This is a genomic window from Pseudomonas corrugata, assembly GCF_001269905.1.
GTDB lineage: Bacteria > Pseudomonadota > Gammaproteobacteria > Pseudomonadales > Pseudomonadaceae > Aquipseudomonas > Aquipseudomonas corrugata.
In genome coordinates, this window is record NZ_LHVK01000022.1 from 108,052 (window position 1) to 128,471 (window position 20,420).

Here is a 20,420-nt window from a genome sequence, read left to right on the forward strand (position 1 = left end):
AGGTGCGCACCGCGAGTGCAGTCTCTGAATGCCCCCGGTTCGCCGGCCGATGTCCTGGGGCATGCCTCACTTTCAGGCCAGCAGCAGGTGATCTTCCACCCGCATGACTCCCGGCACCGACCAGGCGGCCCGCTCTATGAGTTTGCGCTGACGCCACAGGTGGACCTTGCCGTCGAGCCTGACCACATCACCGTCGACTTTGATGTGTATATCCCTGGCGTCCACTTCGGCACTGCGTTTGAGCGCTTCTTCAATCCGTTTGTGGATATCGACGATGTCCACCCGCGGGCTCAGGGTCAGCCGATTATTGACTCCAAGCACGCCGGACAGCTTGCGTACCATCTTCTCCACGGTTTCCTTCTGGTACTGCCAGTCGACTTCTCCTTCAAGTGTGATCCAACCGTTCTGAACGATGACTTTAACGGCGTTGGGCGGGACGTCGGCGCTCCAGCTGATGATTTTCAGAGCGCGGTTGGCGATGGTGTCGTCCGCTGTGCCAGCACCTTTGTGCAGTCTGACTTCAATTTCCTCGGCCACGGCGCGCACGCCTTTGACCGCTTTTACCGCGCGCTCGGCGCTGATTTTCTGATCGTAGCTACCGACATGTCCGGTCAGTGTGACAACGCCGTTTTCCACCGCGACACCGATGTTGGCTGCATCGATCTGGGGCTGGAATTCAAGTTCTTCCAAAATGGCCTTACGCAAGCTCAAGTCGCTCATGATGGTGTCCTCAGTCGAATTCGTGGCTCATGACGGGCCGTGAGTGGCCAGTGAATGGTTTCTACACCCGAGCCACGGAAAATCATTGAGGTATATCAACAAGGCCCGAGTGATTCGGTCATTGGGTTGGAGCATGCCATTAGTTGACAAAAATCAGAGCGTACGCAGGGCAGCGCCAGATACTTGAACGACGGTTTTCAGTCGTAAAGCAGGGAAGTCGCGTTGTATTCAGGGGGCGCACGCACCCAGGTCGAGGTCTCTAATGTTGTCACTCAAACGTATTTTGTTGATTGCGCCTTCAGAGATGATACGCACCCCTGCCTTTGACCGGGGCCAGGCACTGGCCAGTGCCACTGGTGCGCTGTTGCATATTGTGGCGTTTGACTACGTCACCCCGCTCGCATTGGCCGGGCTGCTCGACCATGAGGCGATGGCCCAGGCCAGGGAAGGCTATCTACAGATCCATCGCCACTGGCTGGAGCAGCAAGTTCGCTTTCAACGGCGCGCGGGGCTGGAGATCAGCTATGAAGTGGTGTGGGCAAAACCCAGCCCGGCGCATGTGCTGGCGTATGTGAACGACTTTAACGCCGACCTGGTGGTCAAGGACGTTCAGCATGTTTCGGCCCTTGACCGGACCTTCCATCAACCCCTGGATTGGCTGCTTTTACGCGATTGTCCGGCCTGTCTGCACCTGGTCACCGACGCCCAACATGCAAAGCCGTTGAAAGTACTCGCCGCCGTGGACCTGTCGCATCTGGAAGAACTGACCTACGGCCTGAATGAGCGCGTGCTTGAATTGGCGTCGACATTGGCACAGGCGTGCGACGCGCAATTGCATCTGCTGAATGTCAGCAACTGGTCGGTGATGGGCGATCCCCCAATGAGTGTGCCGACCCTGAGCCTGGAGAGTAATTTGAGCGATGCGGTCCATGACGCCCAGGCTGAAGCCTTCGACGCTCTCGCCGAGCGCTACGGCATCGAGCAGGCGCGCCAGCATGTATTGACCGGCATTCCTCACAAAGTGATCAGCCTGTTCGCCCGGCACAATGGGTTTGACGTGGTTGTGCTGGGCACGGCCTATTGCGACAGGCTCGACCGGATGATTGGCAACACCGCAGAGAGCGTGCTGAACCGCACCTCATGCAGTTTGATGATGGTCAAACCCCTTGCCCTGGCTTGACTGAAACCGCTGACCCCATGGCATCTCGGGGAGACAACCCAGGGGCGTGACATTTATTTGGGGTAGCGGGTACGGGCACCGGCAGTAGATACCTGCTGGAGGCAATCGAGCCGTCTGCAAACTGATTACCCCGCATTGGGTGCCGCAGCAATTGGCGCACGGGGTTTTCGATGTCGCGCGTACTTGATTTTTATCAATCGCTGCCTGCGGAAAAACGAGCAACGTGCCAAGCAGTATGGCTGGTGATTTGCGGTTGCCCAAAGGTGCGGAATGCCTGGTCATCCTGGTCCATGGCAGTGGGGGCGGTCATTCGAACCCTCGCAACCAGTTCATTGCCGACTATCTGTCGCGCCATGGGATGGGCACGCTGGTGGTTGACCTGCTGACCAGAACAGAGCAGCGCTGGGATAACCTGACGTTGGTCGCCGCCGCTCACAGCGGCAGTGTGCGGGCGGTGGTCAGTCGGGGAGGGCGCACCGATCTTGCCGCCGAGGCATTGTCCCGGGTCAGTGCGCCGACCTTGCAGGTGGTGGGTTCGGAAGATCCGATGACACTGCGCCTGAATGTGCGGACCGGCCAGACGCTGCACTGCATGCAACGTCTGGAGGTGGTCAACGGTGCCACGCATCTTTTCAAAGAACCCGGCGCGCTTGCCGACGTCGCAAGACTGACCGCGGATTGGTTCGAAATGTACTTGCACAAAGTGCCTTTGCCCACCGGGCCACTGCACAGAATGAACGGCAAGACCTCAACCTCATCGAGTATCGGTTGACGGGGCCTGCACCACCGAACCCGTCATGGAGCAATCATGCATTTCCTAGCCTTGGCGGTGGACTATGACGGCACTATTGCCGAGAGCGGCAATGTTCCGGAGCAAGTCTGCACAGCGCTGGCCACCCTCAGGGACAGTGGTCGCAAGCTGTTGCTGATTACCGGCAGGGAGCTGCAAGCGCTCAAGCATCATTTTGACCGTTTGGATCTGTTCGACCTGGTGGTCGCGGAAAACGGAGCGCTCCTGTATGACCCGCGCACCGATACAGAGGAGCTCATCGCCGATTCGGCCTCGACTGAACTGGTACAGCGCCTGCGCGAAAAAGGCGTTTCGCCCTTATCGGTCGGCAGGTCTGTCATCGCCACCTGGCATCCGTTCGAGGGCGCGGTGATCACCTCGATACGCGAACTCGGCCTAGAGCTGCAGATGACCTTCAACAAAGATGCGGTCATGGTCTTGCCGTCGGGGGTTAACAAGGCCTCGGGCCTGAGCGCGGCGTTGCTGAGACTGGGGATCTGTGAATTGAACGTGGTCGGTGTGGGCGATGCTGAAAATGACCATGCGTTTCTGGCGATCTGCGGCTGTTCGGCGGCGGTGAACAACGCCATTGAGTCGATCAAGGCCCAGGCGGATATCTGCCTGCGCAATGATCACGGGCAAGGTGTCTGCGAATTGATCGACATGCTCCTGGAAAAGGACGCGGCGCTGGTTCCGGTCGAGCGTATAGGCATGGAACTGGGGCAGACCGCCGATGCACGCAAGGTCTGGCTGGCGCCGGAGTCGGTGATGCTGGTCATCGGCAATTCCGGCTCCGGCAAGTCGAGCTATGTGACCTGGCTGACCGAGCGCATGGTTGAGGCGCGCCAGGGATTTTGCATCATTGATCCCGAAGGCGATTACCTGTCCCTGGACGGTGCGGTAACCGTGGGTGGCCTGACCGTTCCGCCGACCACCGAAGAGTCATTGCATCACCTGTTGCTGGCACGGCTCAACGTCGTGGTGAGCACCTTGGCCCTGGACCCGCCGGCCCGGGTGCAACTGTTCGGCGAGTTGCTGCCTTTTATCCAGCAGCTACGCAGCACCTCGGGCCGGCCCTACTGGCTGGTGGTGGACGAGGCTCATTACATGTTGCCCCACTGTGCCGCCTGGCCCGCGGGGTTTCTGGCCAATATGGGAGCGGTCATCGTGGCCCTGGATTTCGATCAGGTCTGCCCGTCCTTGTTGGAGGCGGTTGATGTACTGGTGACGTTGGGCAGTACCGCCCGGGAGCTGGTCCAACGTTATGCCCAACACACGCAGCGCAGCAGCCCGGAGTTTGCGCCGCGCACCTCAGCGCCTGAATACTGCTTTCTCTGGGAGCTGCGCAAAGGTAATGAAGTGGTGCAGATGACCCCGCAGCAACCCCAGCAGAAACATCATCGCCACAGCGGCAAATATGCGGTGGGGGATGTGGGGGACTGGCATGCGTTCTACTTTCCAAGCCTTGACCAACGCGCATCGAACCTGGCTGAGTTTTTATCTTCGCTGGCGCGCCTGGACGATGGCGCCTTCTGCCAACACCGCGAGGCCGGAGATTTTTCCAACTGGTTTCGCGAGGTGATCCGCGACGACGTGCTGGCCAACGAAACCCATCTGCTGGAAACCGACGCCTCGGTGGCGTCCCAGGATGCCTTGGCTCGGATCGCGCGCCTGGTACAAGCGCGCTACCACCTGGAACACCGATGAAAAGTCGGGCAACTTACCCGATTAGAGCTCCAGTTCGTGAACAATGCGATCAAAGTCCCGGTCCAGGTAAGTCGAGGTAAAGCCAAATTGTTTGTACAACCCATGTACCGGGTAATCAGTCGACAGGTTCGTCGAGCACATTTTGCGATACCCCTTGCGCTTGGCTGCATCTATCAGATGCCCGAGCAATAAACGGCCCAGGCCCTTGCGTAGCCAGGGTTCGGCAACGGCGACAGCGCAACCGCAGTGTTCGGGATTATCCTCGGCACGCCTGTAGTGGCTGACGCCGATGACCTGCAACTCGCCCTCATGGTGGATCAGTGCCAGGTAACCTCGGCTGAACATCTCGGACTCACTCAGCAGTGTATCGATGGCGTGCCCATCGACATGGTGCACCGCCCCCAGAAAGCGCAAGCGCAACGACAGAGGAGACAGACGCTGGAAAAAAAGCAGCAGGCGCGCATGATCATCGGTCGACAGCGGACGAATGAGCACATGGGTTCCGTCGTTCAGTTTCTCCAGCCAGTGCTCTGCGGGCGATGCTTTATCCATCTCGGCAATGAGAGCAGCAGTGTGTTGATTAGCTAGCATGGTGGACTCCAGCGCACAGTGAGGTCGAACAACGACCGGGACCACATTGAGGGTTTGGCGGCGCAAACGTATTGATCAAAGTCAGAAAGCGCGCTGCGGACCCGCAAAGCCCGTCGCGTGACATTCAGCGGCACATGCTCCACCCGCACATCCGAGCCACTGCCGTTCGCGGTTTGACCTGGATCAAACGCAGCCATCCGTACCGCGCCAGAATCAGGCACTCTGCTGATTCGTTCAGGGGCACGGCATGCCTGTCAGATCGCCCACTTCAGGTGTCATTGATTCGCCTGTGTTTGAAGAAGAGCCCCCCTATAGCCGCTCCGCGCTGTGGCTAACCTGGCTGCTGGGGGCCGCGATGTTTGCAGCCGTGGTCGGCGTGGCCCTGCGATTCACCGACGTCGAATCGTTCACACGCCTGCTGGCCCGGGCAGAGCCGTTATGGCTGGTCACCGCGCTGGCTCTGCAGGGGTTGACGTATATCGCCCAAGGCCAGGTCTTTCGGGTCGTGCTCAAGGCCGGGGCGCAATCGCTTTCACTCTGGGACGCGGGCAGACTCAGTGTGATGAAGCTGTTTGTCGATCAAGCGCTACCGTCCTCGGGTATCAGCGGAGCCTTCGCGGTCGTGGCCTCCTTCGTCCGCCTCGGGTTCGCAAAACCGGTGGTACTGGCAAGCCTGGTGCTGGACTTGTCCGGGTATTTTCTGGCGTATGCAGTGTCAGTCGGCGTGGCATTGCCGGTGGTGATCCTTCAGGGCCATGCCACACCGACGGTCATGACGGCGTGCCTGCTCTTCGTCAGCGTGAGTCTGCTGCTGGCAGTCGTCATGCCTCGACTGACGGGCAACCCGCGCCTGGTGGCGCATCTTCCGGGGCAGCGCTTCTCGATTGTCGCCAGAGTCGTGTCATTGCTCACGGGCGCGGACAAAGACCTGGCTCGCAGCCCGGCTCTGCTCTGGCGCATTACCCTCCTGGAGCTGATGATCATTGTGCTGGATAGCGCGACATTGTGGGTTCTGGTCCGGGCGCTGGGTGTCTCGGCACCGCCGTTGGGGTTGTTTGCCGGCTTTATGCTGGCCAGTGTGCTGCGCAGTATCGGCATCGTGCCCGGTGGGCTCGGTGCCTTCGAAGCAGCGGCGGTGGTGACATTGCATTGGATCGGGGTGAACGTTGCAGTGGCACTTTCCGCCACTTTGTTGTTTCGCGGGTTGACCTTCTGGTTACCGATGCTGCCCGGCCTTTGGCTGGCCCATCGCGAATGGCGCTCCACCGCCAGGCAACCGGAGCGCTTGGCTACCACCGATTACTGGAGCCCGGCGCTTAACCAGGTGTTCTGCAACGTCCACAGCAGTCCGCAAGGGTTGAGCCAGGCCGAGGCCCGTGCGCGCATGCGTAGCGCGCCGGCCCGGCCCAAGGACCGCCCGCGCGGTCTGGCCAGGCTGGTGCTGGAGCAAATGCGCACGCCCCTGGTGCTGATCCTGATTGTGGGCGCGCTGGTGGCCGTGTCGGTGGGGGACTGGCTGGATGCGGCGATTGTCGGCTGCATTGTGCTCATCAGCGCGGTACTCAGCGCCTGGTATGAAAATCGCGCGAGCACGGCGGTGGAGCAATTGCGCAGCAAGATCGCACTGCGCGCCACGGTACGTCGCGACGGCAAGCCCCTGGATATTGCCGCCAGCGAGGTGGTGCCGGGGGATATCCTGTTGCTCAGCGCCGGCAGCCTGATCGCGGCCGATGGCCGGATTCTGCAGGCCCTCGATTGCTTCATCGGCGAGGGTCTGCTTACTGGCGAAACCTTCCCGGTAGAGAAATTACCGGGCGTTTGCACACCTGAGGCCACCCTCGGCCAACGGCACAACTGTGTATTCATGGGCACCTCGGTGCGCAGCGGGACCGCCGAGGTGCTGGTCACCCGCTACGCCTCGGACAGTGAAATCGGGCGCATTGCCAAGACCCTGACGCTGCGCCCGCCCGAGACCGAGTTCGAGCGCGGCCTGCGACGCTTTGGCGGGTTGCTGCTGCGGGTGATGCTGGTGATCACGATTGTGGGTTCGGCATCAATATCCTGTTGCATCGTCCCGCCCTCGATACCTTGTTGTTTGCCATCGCGCTGTCCATCGGGCTGTCGCCGGAGCTGCTGCCGGCGATCCTGAGCATCACCCTGGCCAAAGGTGCGCAACGCATGGCGGGCAAAGGCGTGATCGTGCGTCATCTCAATGCCATCGAAAACCTGGGGGCGATGGACATCCTGTGTACCGACAAGACCGGTACGCTGACCCGGGGTGTCGTCGTGCTGGACGGCGCCATGGACGTAGAGGGCAATGGCGATGCCACTGTCCTGCAGCTGGCGGTATTCAATGCCAGTCTGCAGACCGGCATGCGCAACGCGATGGATGATGCGATCACCCTGGCTGGCAAAACCCTGGCACCCTGTCCCGGGGCGAACAAACGCGATGAAGTACCGTATGACTTCGTCCGCAAGCGCTTGAGCGTGGTGGTCGCGAATGCACCGGAGGCCGTGAGGCTGATGGTGACCAAAGGGGCGCTGGACAACGTGCTTGAGGTCTGCACCCATGTGCGCCGTGGTGAACAATTGTTGGCGCTGACCGCGACCGAGCGGGCCGCGATCACGCAGCGTTTCGCCGACTGGAGCGAGCAGGGGTTCAGGGTTCTGGGCCTGGCCACGCGTGTCTTGCCGGACCTTCCGCACTATGGTCGGGACGAAGAAAAAGACATGACCTTTCGCGGTTTTCTCCTGTTCTTCGATCCGCCGGAGCCGGGTGTCAAAGACACCCTTGCCAGCCTTGACCGCCTCGGCGTGCAGGTGAAGATCATCAGCGGCGACAGCCATCTGGTCGCCCGGCATGTCGGCCAGGCCGTGGGCCTGCCGGTGGAGCGGATCATCACCGGCGCCGAGCTCAGCGCCATGAAAGATGAGGCATTGATGCACTTGGCGCCGCTGACGACGCTTTTCACCGAGGTCGACCCCAACCAGAAAGAACGCATCATCCGCGCCCTGCAAAAGACCGGGCATGTCGTTGGTTATATGGGGGACGGCATCAATGATGCTCCGGCGCTGCAGGTGGCCGATATCGGTATTTCCGTGGATAACGCCGCCGATGTGGCCAAGCAGGCCGCCGACTTCGTACTGCTGGAGCACAACCTCGACGTGTTGCGCGAAGGCATCGAGGAGGGCCGGCATACGTTTGCCAATACCCTGAAGTACATTTCCATCGTCTCCAGTGCCAATTTCGGCAACATGATCAGCATGGCTCTCGCGTCCCTGGTCTTGCCCTTCCTGCCGATGCTGGCCAAGCAGATCCTGCTCAACAACTTCCTCTCTGACATCCCCTCCATGGGTATCGCCAGCGACAACGTCGACCGCGAATGGGAAAACACCCCTCATCGCTGGAACATCAGTGACATCCGCAGCTTCATGGTGGTGTTCGGACTGGTCAGCTCACTGTTCGATGTATTGACCTTCGCGGCGCTGTACCTGTTGGCGGAAAAGGGTCCCGAAGTCTTTCGCAGTGGCTGGTTCGTCGAGTCGCTGTTGACCCAACTATTGACGATTTTCATCGTGCGCACCTACCGCCCGTTCTACCAGAGCCGGCCGGCGACGCTGTTGCTGTCGAGTGCCGCTGCCATCGGTGCGTTGGCCGTCGGGCTGCCTTACAGCCCGAAAGCGCCGTGGTTTGGCCTGGTACCCTTGCCCTTGCCGATCCTGCTGACGGTGCTGGCAATCAGCGGGGTGTACATGGCGGCGGCTGAAGGAGTGAAGCGGCTCTTCTACCGCCACCAACGTTTGAGCCGCGCTCGCGGTATGCCATAGGGTCGGGTGTCATTCGTCACGAGTCCAGGTGATGTGTACGCCGTACTCAGTATCGCCGTAACGGTACTGAGCCTTTCCCTTGAACGCGCCTTCCAGGGCATGCCCCAGGCGATTCGCGAGATGGATGCCGGTGGTGGTCACCGTCAAATCCTGCGCAACGGGCGACAAGTGGATGATGCGCTCGAGCGCATGCTCCGCCATTTCTTGTTTTTCGGTGTTCTCGATCAGGTGGATGATTTCATCATGGTGCTTCTGCATGAAGCTCCCCGTTAGCGTAAGGGTGCCGGCCGGGGCATTATCCGCGATGCGACGGCAGGCAGGGCAGGTCACGCTTTGCGCGTTATGCACTACAGCGCTCTCGGGTTGGATCCAGGTCCAGTTCCCGGCCTGGTACACCGCGTTGCACTGCGGGCACACGGCTGAACCTTCAACACGCTGCAAGCAATAGGGATCATGGGGCGGTGTTTTGAACAGTTTGTTTTTCTGGCTCTGCTGATATTTGTCCATGCTGGTTCTCCTGGCGCGTCGAAAGGGGAAAACCCACGTATTGAGGCACGCGTGGATTTCACACTCTGATTGGGACGCGGTTTGCCGCCGGGCGGATTGATTTTTGTCAACTCTCGGAGCGCCGGGCGACAGTCGGTAAACCAACGCGACAAGCCTCGTCATGGGTATGGCTTTGTTGATAAAAGTCAACATGGGCACCGCCTCTTCAGAGAAGCATGCAGATTCCGTCGAACCGAAAGGAGAGCACTCTGGTGGCCCACAGCAAAATCGAGTTTCGCGCGGCCGCGCGCGAGCGAGTCCTCAGTGGTGCCACACAGTTGGCGGATGCGGTGTGCGTGACACTGGGGCCGAAATCCAAATCGGTGTTGATGCAGAATAAATGGGGCAACCCCACGGTCTGCAACGACGGCGTCACCATCGCCAAGCGCATTGATCTGCAGGACCCCGAACAAAACCTCGGTGCGCAAATGCTACGCCAGGCCGCGGAACGTACCGGTGATGCGGTAGGCGACGGCACCAGCACCGCAACGATACTGGCTCACGCCATCCTGGCCGATGGCATCCGCAACGTGGTCGCCGGCGCCAGTGCCATCGATCTCAAGCGCGGCCTGGACCGTGGCCTGTTGTTGGTGCTGGAATCGCTCGCGGCGCAGTCCCGCACGGTCAGCACGCCCAAGGAAAAGGCCCAGGTCGCGACGCTGTCGGCGCACAACGATCCAGTTGTCGGGCAACTGGTGGCGGATGCCCTGGAGAAGGTCGGGGTCGAGGGCGTGGTCAGCGTCGAAGAGTCCAAGACCACCGAAACGGTGGTCGAGGTCATGGAAGGGATGCGCTTTGACCGGGGTTATGTCTCGCCCTACTTCGTCACCGACACCGAAAAGATGCAGGTCGAACTCGAAGACGCTTGCCTGCTGCTCTGCGACCACAAGATCGGCGGACTCAAAGACTTGATTCCTTTACTGGAGCAGGTCGCCAAAAACGGTCAACCCCTGGTGTTGATCGCAGACGATATCGAAGGGGAAGCGTTGACCACCCTGGTCGTCAACCATATCCGCGGCGTGCTTAAAGCCGTGGCGATCAAGGCCCCAGGCTTTGGCGACCGACGCAAGGACATGCTGCAGGACATGGCAGTGTTGACGGGGGGCACAGTGATTTCCAGCGATCTGGGGATCTCCCTCGAACAGGTCGAACTGCAGCAGTTGGGCCGAGCCCATCGGGTGGTGGTTTCAAAGGACAGCACTTCGCTGATAGGCGGCGCCGGTACTCGCGAAGCCATCGACGCACGCCTGCAGCAGATTCGCGCGCAAATGGCGGCTACCACCAGCGACTATGACCGTGAAAAGCTGCAGGAGCGGGTGGCCAGGTTGTCCGGCGGCGTTGCGGTGATACGGGTGGGCGCGCCGTCCGAAGCCGAAATGAAGGCGCGCAAGGACGCCTTGGATGATGCGATCTCGGCGACCCGTGCGGCGATTGCCGAGGGGATTGTCCCGGGAGGAGGGCTGACGCTGCTCAAAGCCGTGACGTCGATTGCCGCCGAGGAAGCCCGTCATGAGGGGGATGTCCGTACCGGCCTGCAGATACTGCGCCGGGCATTGGAAGCGCCGGCCCGGCGTATCGCGGAAAACTCGGCGGTAGATGCCGGCGTTGTCGTGGCGCGCATGCTGGCGGAGCCTGGAAACATCGGTTTCGACGCGGCTGCAAACACGTACGTCGATATGTACGAAGCCGGCATTATTGATCCGACCAAAGTCGTGCGGATTGCCCTGGAGAATGCGGTTTCAGTGGCCAGTATCCTGCTACTGACCGAGGCGACCATCACCGATATTCCAGAAAAAGAACCGCCAGCCCAGCCGTCGTTTCCCGAGGGTTGAGCGGCAGGTCACGCCTTGCTTCGATATGAATCACCCGACCGTCCGCTCGGGTGGACGCCGTGATGAAACACTGGAGGCACGTACGCATGAACCTGACCCAGGCAATTTCCGGACGGCGCTCGACACGTGATTACACGTCTGAGCCGGTCGATGAGAAACTCATCTGTCGCTTGATCGAAGCCGCCGTCCAGGCGCCCAGCGCGATGAACCAACAGCCGTGGACGTTCACGGTGATTCGCGATCAGGCGTTGCTGGAGCGGGTTTCCCGCGAGGCCAAGGCCTGGATGCTCGCCACCATGCCGGCAGGCAACCACTCCAGCCACTTTCAGGCGTTGCTCGGCCAGGACAGTTTTCAGATCTTTTACCACGCGCCGGTACTGGTGCTGATCTCGGGTAACGCGCCCGGTCAATGGATGGTCGAAGACTGTGCCCTGGCTGCCGAGAACCTGATGCTAGCGGCGTATGCCGAGGGGCTCGGAACGTGCTGGATCGGTTTCGCCCAGGGCTTCCTGAATACGCCGCAGGGCAAGCATGCGCTGGGACTTGCGTCCGAGTGGACGCCCGTGGCTCCGATTATCGTGGGGCATCCCAAGTCGGCACCTGTGGCCATCGCGCACAAGCCCCCCGAGATCCACTGGATAGGCTGATTACCAACGCAAAAAGCAATAGCGCGCCTGCGTGCGCAAACCGGCCGCGCCGCGCCGCAAGCGGAGGACAACATCATGAACATGGACGCACTGAAACAGCGAGGCGCACGCACAGGCCCGGTGTAATCAAACCAAAGGCGTCAGCGCCTGACGAGGTGACCCATGACTCATAACCCTTCTCTGCAAACCCTCTGGCAGGATCGGTCGGCGGCCGGTCAAAGCCTGGTGGAGCCGTTGCTTAAATACGCACGGCGCCCCGACGTCATCATCCTGGCCTTGCCCCGTGGCGGTGTCCCGGTGGCGTATGAGGTGGCTAACGCCTTGCAGGTGCGGCTGGACCTCCTCGTGGTGCGCAAGCTCGGCGTTCCGTCCCAGCCGGAATTCGCCATGGGCGCCATCGCCAGTGGCGGGATACACATCCGCAATGAAGAGATGCTGCGGGCGCATTCGATAGATCAAGACAGTTATGACGCCGTGGTCGCACGGGAAACCCGCGAGCTATTGCGCCGCGAGCAGGTGTACCGGGGGACGCGGCCGCCGGTGCTACTCAAAGGTCAGGTGGTCATCCTGATCGATGATGGCCTGGCCACGGGGGCCTCGATGATCGCCGCCATCCACGCGGTGCAGCTGCAGGCCCCGGCGCGTATTGTCGTGGCGGTGCCGGTGGCGCCGCCAGATACGGTGGAAACCCTGCGCTGCATCGTCAATGAAGTGATCTGCCCGCTGATCCCTGGGCGGATGATGTCCGTCGGTTACTGGTACTCGAATTTCCCCCAGACCAGTGATGAAGAAGTCATTGAGCTACTGCAACGGGCCTGGCAGCGCGGATCGACGCAAGGGCGCCCGCCGCAGTAGTAACATCGGCCGCCGCCACCTGGCCACGGTCGGTGCTACCGATCGACATAGCCGGCGTCCGGCCAGTCGGCGTCTCAGCACTACCTGGGCATCGGTGAAGCGATCGAAATTGAGGTTTATCAATAAAGCCTGCTCCGCCTTGAGCGAAGGTGTTTGTACACTGAACTCGGGCTGTCGACGCTGATCATGGAGGTATGTGGTATGACGCGCTCTATCTCCCTGACGCTTGCCCTTTGCATGGCGACGCTCGTGGGCTGTACCGGCACAACGGATCGGCCCCCGGAAAAAACCGCGACAGCGCCCGCGCTGGTTCTGGTCGATGACGTGTGTTCCCTGTGTCATGGGCTGACCGGGGAGTCGGTTTCACCGATGTTTCCCAAGCTGGCCGGGCAGCAGAACGACTACCTCAAGGTGCAGTTGATCGATTTCAAAGGCCATGCACGCATGGACAAGGCCGCGACCCAGTACATGTGGGGCTTTACCCATTTGACAGAGTCGCAGATAGCCGGGTTGGCGGACTACTTTTCCAGGCAGCGCCCCATGCAAGCAGAAGCCGAAACGCCTGACTCAAGAGGGGAGTTGATCTTTCGCCACGGCGTACCTGAGTCAAATATCGCCCCGTGCAGCACCTGTCATGGTGCCGAAGGTCAGGGTCTCGGCCAGACGCCGCGGGTGGCGGGCCAGCACGCGGCCTACATGGTTCGCCAGATCAAGTTGCTCCAACAGGCCGACCTTCAGGAGCGGCGTGATCCAGGCAATCAGATCGCGCATGCACTGTCTGATGGCGACGCGCAGTCTGTCGCGCTTTACATGGCAAGGCTGGGGCGATGAGGCTGAAGGCTGCAGCGTCTCGGGCACCGCTGTCGACCCCGACCACAAGTTCACGCGCAATGAGCAACGATGACATTGCCGGGATTTTTGACGACATCGCCGACCTGCTGGAGATCGATGAGGCCATCGACGCACGCCGGTGACTTGGCGATCATGGATGAGTAGGGTTATCTGAGGATCATCGGGCGCAAACAAAGACATGATCATTCGGGGTGGCGAGAACATCTATCCACGCGAAATCGAGTAATTCTTCTTCACCCATCCTTCGGTGGCAGACGTGCAGGTGATCGGGGTGCCGGACGAAGTTTATGGAGAGGAGATCGTAGCTTGGGTAAGGTTGCATGAGGGGCACCAGGCAAACGCCGACGATCTGCGCGAATACTGAAGGCTGTATTGCTCATTTCAAGACGCCACGCCACTTCAAGTTCGTTGACGACTTTCCCATGACCGTCAGCGGTAAGGTGCAGAAATTCCGTATGCGTGAAATCAGCGTAGAGGAACTGGGGACGTCAAGTTGCTTTCACCCATGAGTACAGAAAGACCATATGAGTAGCGAAAGTCCACACACCAATGTTGAGCGTCTTCGTATTCCGCGCACGATCTGGGCCTTGGGCTTTGTCAGCCTGTTCATGGATATATCGTCTGAGCTTGTACACAGCTTGGTGCCCGTGTTTTTGGTCACCACGCTAGGTGCGAGCGCATTGACTGTCGGGATAATCGAGGGGATTGCCGAGTCGACCGCCATGCTCGTCAAGATATTCTCTGGCGCCATCAGCGATTTCATTGGCAGGCGCAAAGGACTCCTGTTGCTTGGGTATGGTTTGGCGGCCCTGACCAAGCCGCTTTTTCCTTTAGCTCACTCGGTTGAAGTAATTTTCACTGCACGCTTTCTGGATCGAGTCGGAAAAGGTATCCGAGGTGCGCCGCGAGATGCCCTTGTGGCAGATGTTTCGCCACCCGAGATCCGCGGGGCCTGCTTTGGGTTACGCCAATCGATGGATACCGTAGGGGCCGTTCTCGGCCCCGCTCTGGCGATCTCGCTGATGCTGTGGCTCGCAGATATACAGCTTGTACTGTGGGTTGCGGTGATTCCCGCAGCTATAGCGGTGGCTCTCATTGTCACTGGAGTAAAAGAGCCCGCTAGCGCCTCTCGAGAACACAAGTTTCGGTCTCCAATACATTGGCGAGTTCTTCACGACTTCTCCGCTGGGTATTGGTGGGTGGTTGTCGTTGGCGGGGTGTTTACGCTCGCCCGGTTCAGCGAAGCGTTTCTGGTGTTACGGGCACAACAACTGGGCTTGTCAGTGACTTGGGTTCCGCTGGTGATGGTAGTAATGGCGCTTTTCTATGCGTTGTCCGCTTACCCTGCCGGTTGGCTATCTGATCGTATCAGTCGCACGAAACTGCTCTGTGTGGGTATGGGGCTACTTGTCTTGGCGGATCTGATTCTTGCTCAGTGCGGTTCTGTCATCACGATGCTGCTGGGTGTTGTGTTATGGGGAGGGCATATGGGATTCAGCCAAGGGATTCTTGCCTCGCTGGTGGCCGATAAAGCGCCCGGAAAACTCAAAGGTACGGCCTTCGGCATTTTCAATCTGGTTAGCGGTGTATGCATGCTGATCGCCAGCATTCTTGCGGGCTGGCTATGGCAAAGCATTGGATCAGACAGCACGTTCCTCATGGGAGCATTGCTTGCCACAATCGCTCTAGTCTTGCTTTTATTCAAGAAGCAATAGCATCTTGGTCGGGGAACGCTTTGACGCGTTGTTCACGGTCTCAAAGAGTGTTTGAAGTCCCCCGGACAGGTCAGTGATCTGGGTGAACACCGGAAATCCTCTTGTTCTCCAGGACGGGGGCTTGTTGGGCGGTGCGCAAAGCAATTCCGCCGAAGGATACGCTGGCATCCACATAGCGCAACGCCGACTTCATGTCCTTCCAGCCCACATATTCCATCAATCCCTTGATGTCCCAGCCGTTCGCAGACGCCCAAGTCGCAAAGCCGCGCCGCATCGAGTGACTGCTGTATAGCTCCGCTGGTAGTCCGGCTTCTTTGAAAATACGGCGCAGTACGGGGATAAGACTATGGGGCTGCATGGGTTTGCCTGACAGGTTGCCCCAGCGATCAATCCGCTGGAACACCGGACCTTTCGCGATCCCGGCCACCGTTATCCAGCTGATATAAGCCTCTACGGGGCAAAGCATGACCAGCGCTGGCGTATGGAAGGAAGTGCCCTCATGCTGACGATCCCCCTTGGTGTAGGGCAGGAAAAAGGTAATGCCTTCGCCGCTTACGGCTTTCGTATTCTCCACCGTGAGCCTTGCCAGCTCATCGCCCCGAAAGCCACGCCAGAATCCGATCAAGATAATCGCCACCGAGCGACGATGACGCACCAGCGACTTGTAGTCTCCGCGTTCAAGCGCAGCTGCAGCTTGCCCTTCAAGCCAGGTGACCGCCTGCTCCAGATGTTTCAGCAGCAGCGGGGCGGCCTGTCTGACCTGTGCCGGATGCACGACCCTGATGCCTTTGATCATTTGACGAACGTCAGGCGTCTTGGTCGGATCTGGGAAGCCCTGAGTGATGTGCCACTGCGCCAGGGCTGCCAGACGCTGCTTCAGCGTGTTGATGGAGAGCTTGTCGGCGTACTCCGCCAAGTACCGAACCACACCTGTGCCGGTCGTGGGTAGATACCCGCCCCACGTGACCTCGAAGTGCTCGATCGCCGCCCGGTAGCTTTTCCGCGTGTTCTCCCGGGTGCCGGCGCTGAGGTACCGATCTGCCTTTTCCATCGTCTGCCGCCTTCAAAATCGGAGCGTTTCTGCCTGCATACGCCGCGGGGGAGGTGCTCCGGACGCAGCGACGGTTCAAGAAGCCATAAAGCACTATTATGGACTTCTAGATAAGCGCGATAAAAGGGTGTAATGTTCGCTTAATTCATTATGTATTTACATGACATGTAATACGGTACGTAATCGTAGGAGGCCCCATGGCTCGAGGCGGAATCAACAAAGCTGTAGTGCAGAAAGCACGTCAGGCGCTGCTGGCCAGGGGCGCCAACCCCAGCATCGACGCCGTGCGCGTAGAGCTCGGTAACACGGGCTCCAAGACAACGATTTCGCGCTACTTGAAGGAGCTTGAACCCTCCAACTCAGAGCCTGCGACCTCACGTGAACGCATGGGCGAAGCGCTCAGCGGCATGGTGCAGACGCTGCTGGATCAGCTGATGGAGGAGGGCCAGGAAGTCATCTCCCAGGCGACCGCGGCTTTTGAGCAGCAGCGGACTGCGCTGGAAGACCAGCTCGTCGAGCTCAGATCGGAGTTGGCGACCACTCAACGTCATTTGGCCACCCAGCAGGCCGCGACAGAGACGCAGAGCGCTGAGCTTGCGACCAGCCAGTCCTCGCTTCAGGCTGAGTTGATGCGCAACGCACGCCTCAGTCAGCGCTGCACCGACCTGGAGTCTCTGGTTGCAGAAAAGGACAAGCACATCCAATCCCTGGAGGAAAAGCATGTGCAGGCCCGTGGGGCACTCGAGCACTATCGAGCGGCGGTGAAGGAACAGCGAGATCAGGATCAACGCAAGCACGAGTCTCAACTGCATGAGATGCAGGTTGAACAGCGCAAGCTGCGAGAGACCATCGCCGTAAAACAGGACGATCTGACGCGACTCAATCGCGACAATGAACGCCTGCTTGGTGACGCCAGGCAGCAAACCAAAGCCCTGCATACTCAGGAAGCCTTGGTTCAGTCTCTCAACATTCAAATTGAGGCGCTACGCCAGAGGGAGGCGAAGACTGTTGGGGTGACTGAGCACCTCATGGAGCAGGCTTCGGCTTTGCGTGAGGAGGTAAAGGCCCTCCACAAGGCCACCGTTGTAGCCGATCTGCGTGAGCAGGAAACCATGGCGCTGCTGGCGTCGCTTCAGAAAGAGAATGAGCAACTTCGGCAGGCTGAGACAGATGAGTCAAGGGTAGAAGAGGAGGGCGCTGACTCCTCCGGGGCAGAGGATAAAGCGCCCGCCAAACCTACGAAACGACCTAGGAGATGATAAATGGAGCAGATCGCAGGAAAACCGCACAGCCGTGACGAAGGCACGTCAGCTTGGAAATTCGCTCATCAGCGTCTATCCCAACTGCTCACGGACAGGGGTGAGCCGTTTGGCCCACTGACTCCGATCATGAAGCTGGATGCGGCCCGAAACAGTCAACCTGTTAGATGGAGGTAGTGCATGTGACGCTCGTACTGGTCGAGAATGTCGCCGATCACTTCCTCACGTGACCACCCCATAATGTCAGTGTCTTGGCCACCCTCGCGTAAATGCACTTCAGCTCTGAAATACTTTCGTTCCTCATCTTCGGTGTCGCCCATCACAAAGCTCGGCATGGCATAGGGATGAGGACGCACCTCGTAAACGAACTTTGGATTCTCCGCGCTCCCGACACGTAGTCGAACACCTCCGTCTTCTCCATCTTCGACATCGCATGTGTAACCTTGCTTGCGCCATTCTTCCACCACGGACATGCAAGCGGGTTTGGCTGTCTCGGTGATGAAGCGTAGAACATGAGCGCGACGTGGGAACATGGCCATTGTTCTAAGCCGGCGCTGCCATCCGCCTGTGCTACGAGCGGTCGCAGATGATATCGATTGATAGCGAAGCCCGCGCTTGGTCGCGTCAAGTTTCAATGCCTTCAGCAACCCTCGTATACTGCATAGCAGCGCGATAGTGAAGGGGAGCGCACTGGCAATGGTTGCCGTTTGTAGCGCCTTCAATCCGTCAGCCAACAACAATGCGATAGCTACCAGCCCCATGCTGGAGGCCCAGAATACTCGTTGCCACACCGGGGTCACAGGTGATCCCCCCGAGGCGAGCATATCTACCACCATCGCACCGGAGTCCGCAGAAGTTACAAAGAAGACCACCACCATGATGATGGCGACCAGCGAAATGACACTCGAAAACGGGAAGTGCTGAAGAAAGGCAAACAATGCCAGCGAGGTGTCCTTGTCAATAGCGGCACTCAGGTCAGTCACCCCCTCGGTCAGAATCATATGAATAGCAGTGTTGCCAAACACGGTCATCCATAGCAGCGTGAATGCAGTGGGCACCAGCAGGACGCCCATCACAAATTCACGAATCGTTCGACCGCGGGAAATTCGGGCTATGAAAAGACCTACGAATGGAGACCACGCCAGCCACCATCCCCAGTAGAAAAGTGTCCAGCCACCAATCCAATCCGTTGGCTGATAGGCATACAAGTTCAAGGTTCGGCTGACTATCTCGGTCAGGTATCCACCCGTGTTCTGTACAAAGGTCTGCAGGATAAATACGGTCGGCCCGAGCACAATCACCATCAAAAGCAGTAACACAGCTAACGACAGGTTCAGTTCCGAAAGCCGTCGTACGCCTTTGTCCAGGCCGGTTACCACCGAGATGGTGGCGAGCGCAGTGGTTGCGAAGATCAAGATGATCTGCACTGTCGTATTGATGGGCACATCGAACAGGGCATTGAGTCCGGTATTGATCTGAGAGACACCGAATCCTAGGGATGTCGCTACGCCTAACACTGTGCCGATGATCGCGAAGATGTCGACTGCATGACCAATAGGACCAAAAATTCGGTTGCCAATCAGTGGATATAAGGCCGATCTCAATGTCAGCGGAAGACCATGCCTGTAGCTGAAGTAAGCCAGGATTAACGCGACGATGGCATAGATCGCCCACGCGTGCAGACCCCAATGGAAGAACGTGATCTTCATTGCTTCCCGCGCGGCTTCAACCGTGTTGCCGTCCCCCACGGGCGGGTTGAGAAAGTGCATGACGGGTTCGGCAACGCCAAAGAACATTAAACCGATTCCCATGCCCGCCGAGAACAGCATCGCGAACCAGGTTGTGCTGCTGTAATCCGGTGTGCTGTGGTCTGGTCCTAGCTTGATGTCTCCGTACCGGCTGATTCCAAGGAACACTACAGTGCCCAGGATGATCGCGACGGCAAGGATGTAGAACCAACTGACGTTCGTGATGATCCAGCTCTGGACGTGCCCGAATACGATCTGGGCGTGACTGTGAAAGACACTTGCGTATAACACCAGCAGAAGCAGAATGACGCCTGAGGTGTAAAAAACCGGCGGATTAAGCGTCGGCTTCCGAGGTGGCTCGACCTGGTCTGGCATGGACATCTCCTTCGGTGCGAGCCCAGGACAGCAACAGCCCGGGGCATGAATCGTGTGACACAAGATTGTGCATTGTTTAAAGCGCTGCCTTTGAAGAGAGTAGCGCTCATGATGTATCGATTTACTCGGCCTCTTCGCCGCTAACGTTCAGGCCCGAGAACAAGCCTAACGGATTCGACCGCCAGCAACGCATTTCGTCCCAAACATGGGGGCGGCAGACATCTTGAACTCGCTCGACGTACCTGGAATCAGCCTTGCCGGCCAAACCTTGAGTGTGAAAGTTCACGCATCCGAGCCCGTTCAAGGCTCAGATAACCAAATTCAAGAAACCTTCGTGTTCTGTCTCAAGTCGAACGTCTGACGAGGAAAAACTCCTAAACCTGACGGGAGAATTCAGATGACCAAGACTTACGAAGATTGCGTTTCCGAGTGCTTACGCTGCGCTTTAGCATGTGAAACGTGCGCATCATCTTGCTTGCAAGAGCAAAACGTTCAAATGATGGCTAATTGCATCAAGCTGGACCGAGACTGCGCGGATATGTGCGTACTCGCGGCAAGACTTATGGCACGCAACAGCGACCTTGCTACCGGCATCTGCCGTCTATGCGCTCAGGCCTGTCGAGCATGCGCCAACGAGTGTGGCAAGCACGAAGCGGAGCACTGTCAAAAATGTGCGCAGGCCTGCCGGACATGCGCTGAAGCTTGTGAGGCGATGGCCGCATAA

Annotated in this window: 16 protein-coding genes and 2 pseudogenes; 13 read left to right on the forward strand and 5 right to left on the reverse strand. The window is 59.0% G+C overall.

Translation table 11 applies throughout. The features are described from left to right. Positions 1 to 72: 72 nt before the first annotated feature. Complete coding sequence (locus tag AD665_RS23105) at positions 73 to 720, reverse strand: BON domain-containing protein (protein WP_024777229.1); 648 nt, start codon at positions 718 to 720, stop codon at positions 73 to 75. Positions 721 to 982: 262 nt separating this feature from the next. Here AD665_RS23105 and AD665_RS23110 point away from each other — a divergent pair, with 262 nt between their 5' ends. The 3 genes from AD665_RS23110 (at position 983) to AD665_RS23120 (ending at position 4,397) form a co-directional block, all read left to right on the forward strand. Continuing rightward, entirely contained in the window at positions 983 to 1,900 is a 918-nt protein-coding gene (locus AD665_RS23110) for a universal stress protein (protein WP_053193981.1), read from the forward strand. Positions 1,901 to 2,135: 235 nt separating this feature from the next. Beyond that, the gene (locus tag AD665_RS23115) at positions 2,136 to 2,672 is read left to right on the forward strand and encodes a dienelactone hydrolase family protein (protein ID WP_050593787.1); all 537 of its coding nucleotides are present in this window, start codon (positions 2,136 to 2,138) and stop codon (positions 2,670 to 2,672) included. Between the two features lie 36 nt (positions 2,673 to 2,708). Continuing rightward, on the forward strand, positions 2,709 to 4,397 hold the full coding sequence (locus tag AD665_RS23120; protein WP_053193983.1) for an HAD-IIB family hydrolase: 1,689 nt from the start codon (positions 2,709 to 2,711) through the stop codon (positions 4,395 to 4,397). 21 nt (positions 4,398 to 4,418) lie between these two features. Here the strand turns inward: AD665_RS23120 and AD665_RS23125 are convergent, their stop codons facing one another. Then, a complete protein-coding gene (locus AD665_RS23125) occupies positions 4,419 to 4,988 on the reverse strand; it encodes a GNAT family N-acetyltransferase (RefSeq protein WP_053193985.1) in 570 nt (189 codons plus the stop codon). Positions 4,989 to 5,235: 247 nt separating this feature from the next. Here AD665_RS23125 and mgtA point away from each other — a divergent pair. Then, positions 5,236 to 8,816, forward strand: a pseudogene (gene mgtA / locus AD665_RS23130) (magnesium-translocating P-type ATPase). Positions 8,817 to 8,825: 9 nt separating this feature from the next. On the opposite strand, the gene AD665_RS23135 reads toward mgtA, so the two are convergent. Further along, on the reverse strand, positions 8,826 to 9,323 hold the full coding sequence (locus AD665_RS23135; protein WP_024777223.1) for a BCAM0308 family protein: 498 nt from the start codon (positions 9,321 to 9,323) through the stop codon (positions 8,826 to 8,828). A 251-nt stretch (positions 9,324 to 9,574) separates the two neighbouring features. Here AD665_RS23135 and groL point away from each other — a divergent pair, with 251 nt between their 5' ends. The 7 genes and pseudogenes from groL (at position 9,575) to AD665_RS23165 (ending at position 15,263) form a co-directional block, all read left to right on the forward strand. Beyond that, positions 9,575 to 11,194: a chaperonin GroEL gene (gene groL / locus AD665_RS23140; RefSeq protein ID WP_053193987.1), complete on the forward strand. Its 1,620-nt coding sequence runs from the start codon at positions 9,575 to 9,577 to the stop codon at positions 11,192 to 11,194. Positions 11,195 to 11,280: 86 nt separating this feature from the next. Further along, positions 11,281 to 11,841 carry a nitroreductase family protein gene (locus tag AD665_RS23145; protein ID WP_024777221.1) on the forward strand — a complete coding sequence of 187 codons (561 nt, stop codon included), beginning with the start codon at positions 11,281 to 11,283 and terminating at the stop codon, positions 11,839 to 11,841. A gap of 162 nt (positions 11,842 to 12,003) precedes the next feature. Next, positions 12,004 to 12,696 carry a phosphoribosyltransferase gene (locus tag AD665_RS23150; protein ID WP_053193989.1) on the forward strand — a complete coding sequence of 231 codons (693 nt, stop codon included), beginning with the start codon at positions 12,004 to 12,006 and terminating at the stop codon, positions 12,694 to 12,696. Positions 12,697 to 12,849: 153 nt separating this feature from the next. After that, positions 12,850 to 13,527 carry a c-type cytochrome gene (locus AD665_RS23155; protein WP_231995030.1) on the forward strand — a complete coding sequence of 226 codons (678 nt, stop codon included), beginning with the start codon at positions 12,850 to 12,852 and terminating at the stop codon, positions 13,525 to 13,527. Further along, positions 13,524 to 13,670 (forward strand): hypothetical protein, encoded by a 147-nt coding sequence (locus AD665_RS27935; RefSeq protein WP_155514796.1) that lies wholly within the window; start codon positions 13,524 to 13,526, stop codon positions 13,668 to 13,670. The genes AD665_RS23155 and AD665_RS27935 overlap by 4 nt, the downstream gene beginning before the upstream one ends. After that, positions 13,660 to 14,057: pseudogene (locus tag AD665_RS27685) on the forward strand (AMP-binding enzyme); the annotation flags it as partial. The gene AD665_RS27935 and the pseudogene AD665_RS27685, both read left to right, overlap by 11 nt. A 15-nt stretch (positions 14,058 to 14,072) precedes the next feature. Beyond that, positions 14,073 to 15,263, forward strand: a complete 1,191-nt coding sequence (locus AD665_RS23165; RefSeq protein WP_024777217.1) for an MFS transporter — start codon at positions 14,073 to 14,075, stop codon at positions 15,261 to 15,263. Positions 15,264 to 15,333: 70 nt separating this feature from the next. On the opposite strand, the gene AD665_RS23170 is transcribed toward AD665_RS23165, so the two are convergent. Continuing rightward, entirely contained in the window at positions 15,334 to 16,314 is a 981-nt protein-coding gene (locus AD665_RS23170) for a tyrosine-type recombinase/integrase (protein ID WP_024777216.1), read from the reverse strand. 197 nt (positions 16,315 to 16,511) lie between these two features. On the opposite strand from AD665_RS23170, the gene AD665_RS23175 reads away from it, so the two are divergent. Then, positions 16,512 to 17,573 carry a DNA-binding protein gene (locus AD665_RS23175; RefSeq protein ID WP_024777215.1) on the forward strand — a complete coding sequence of 354 codons (1,062 nt, stop codon included), beginning with the start codon at positions 16,512 to 16,514 and terminating at the stop codon, positions 17,571 to 17,573. A gap of 155 nt (positions 17,574 to 17,728) precedes the next feature. Here the strand turns inward: AD665_RS23175 and AD665_RS23180 are convergent, their stop codons facing one another. Beyond that, entirely contained in the window at positions 17,729 to 19,696 is a 1,968-nt protein-coding gene (locus AD665_RS23180; protein WP_053193993.1) for a BCCT family transporter, read from the reverse strand. A gap of 397 nt (positions 19,697 to 20,093) precedes the next feature. Between AD665_RS23180 and AD665_RS27160 the strand changes: the two genes are divergently transcribed. Continuing rightward, entirely contained in the window at positions 20,094 to 20,420 is a 327-nt protein-coding gene (locus AD665_RS27160) for a four-helix bundle copper-binding protein (protein WP_080686197.1), read from the forward strand.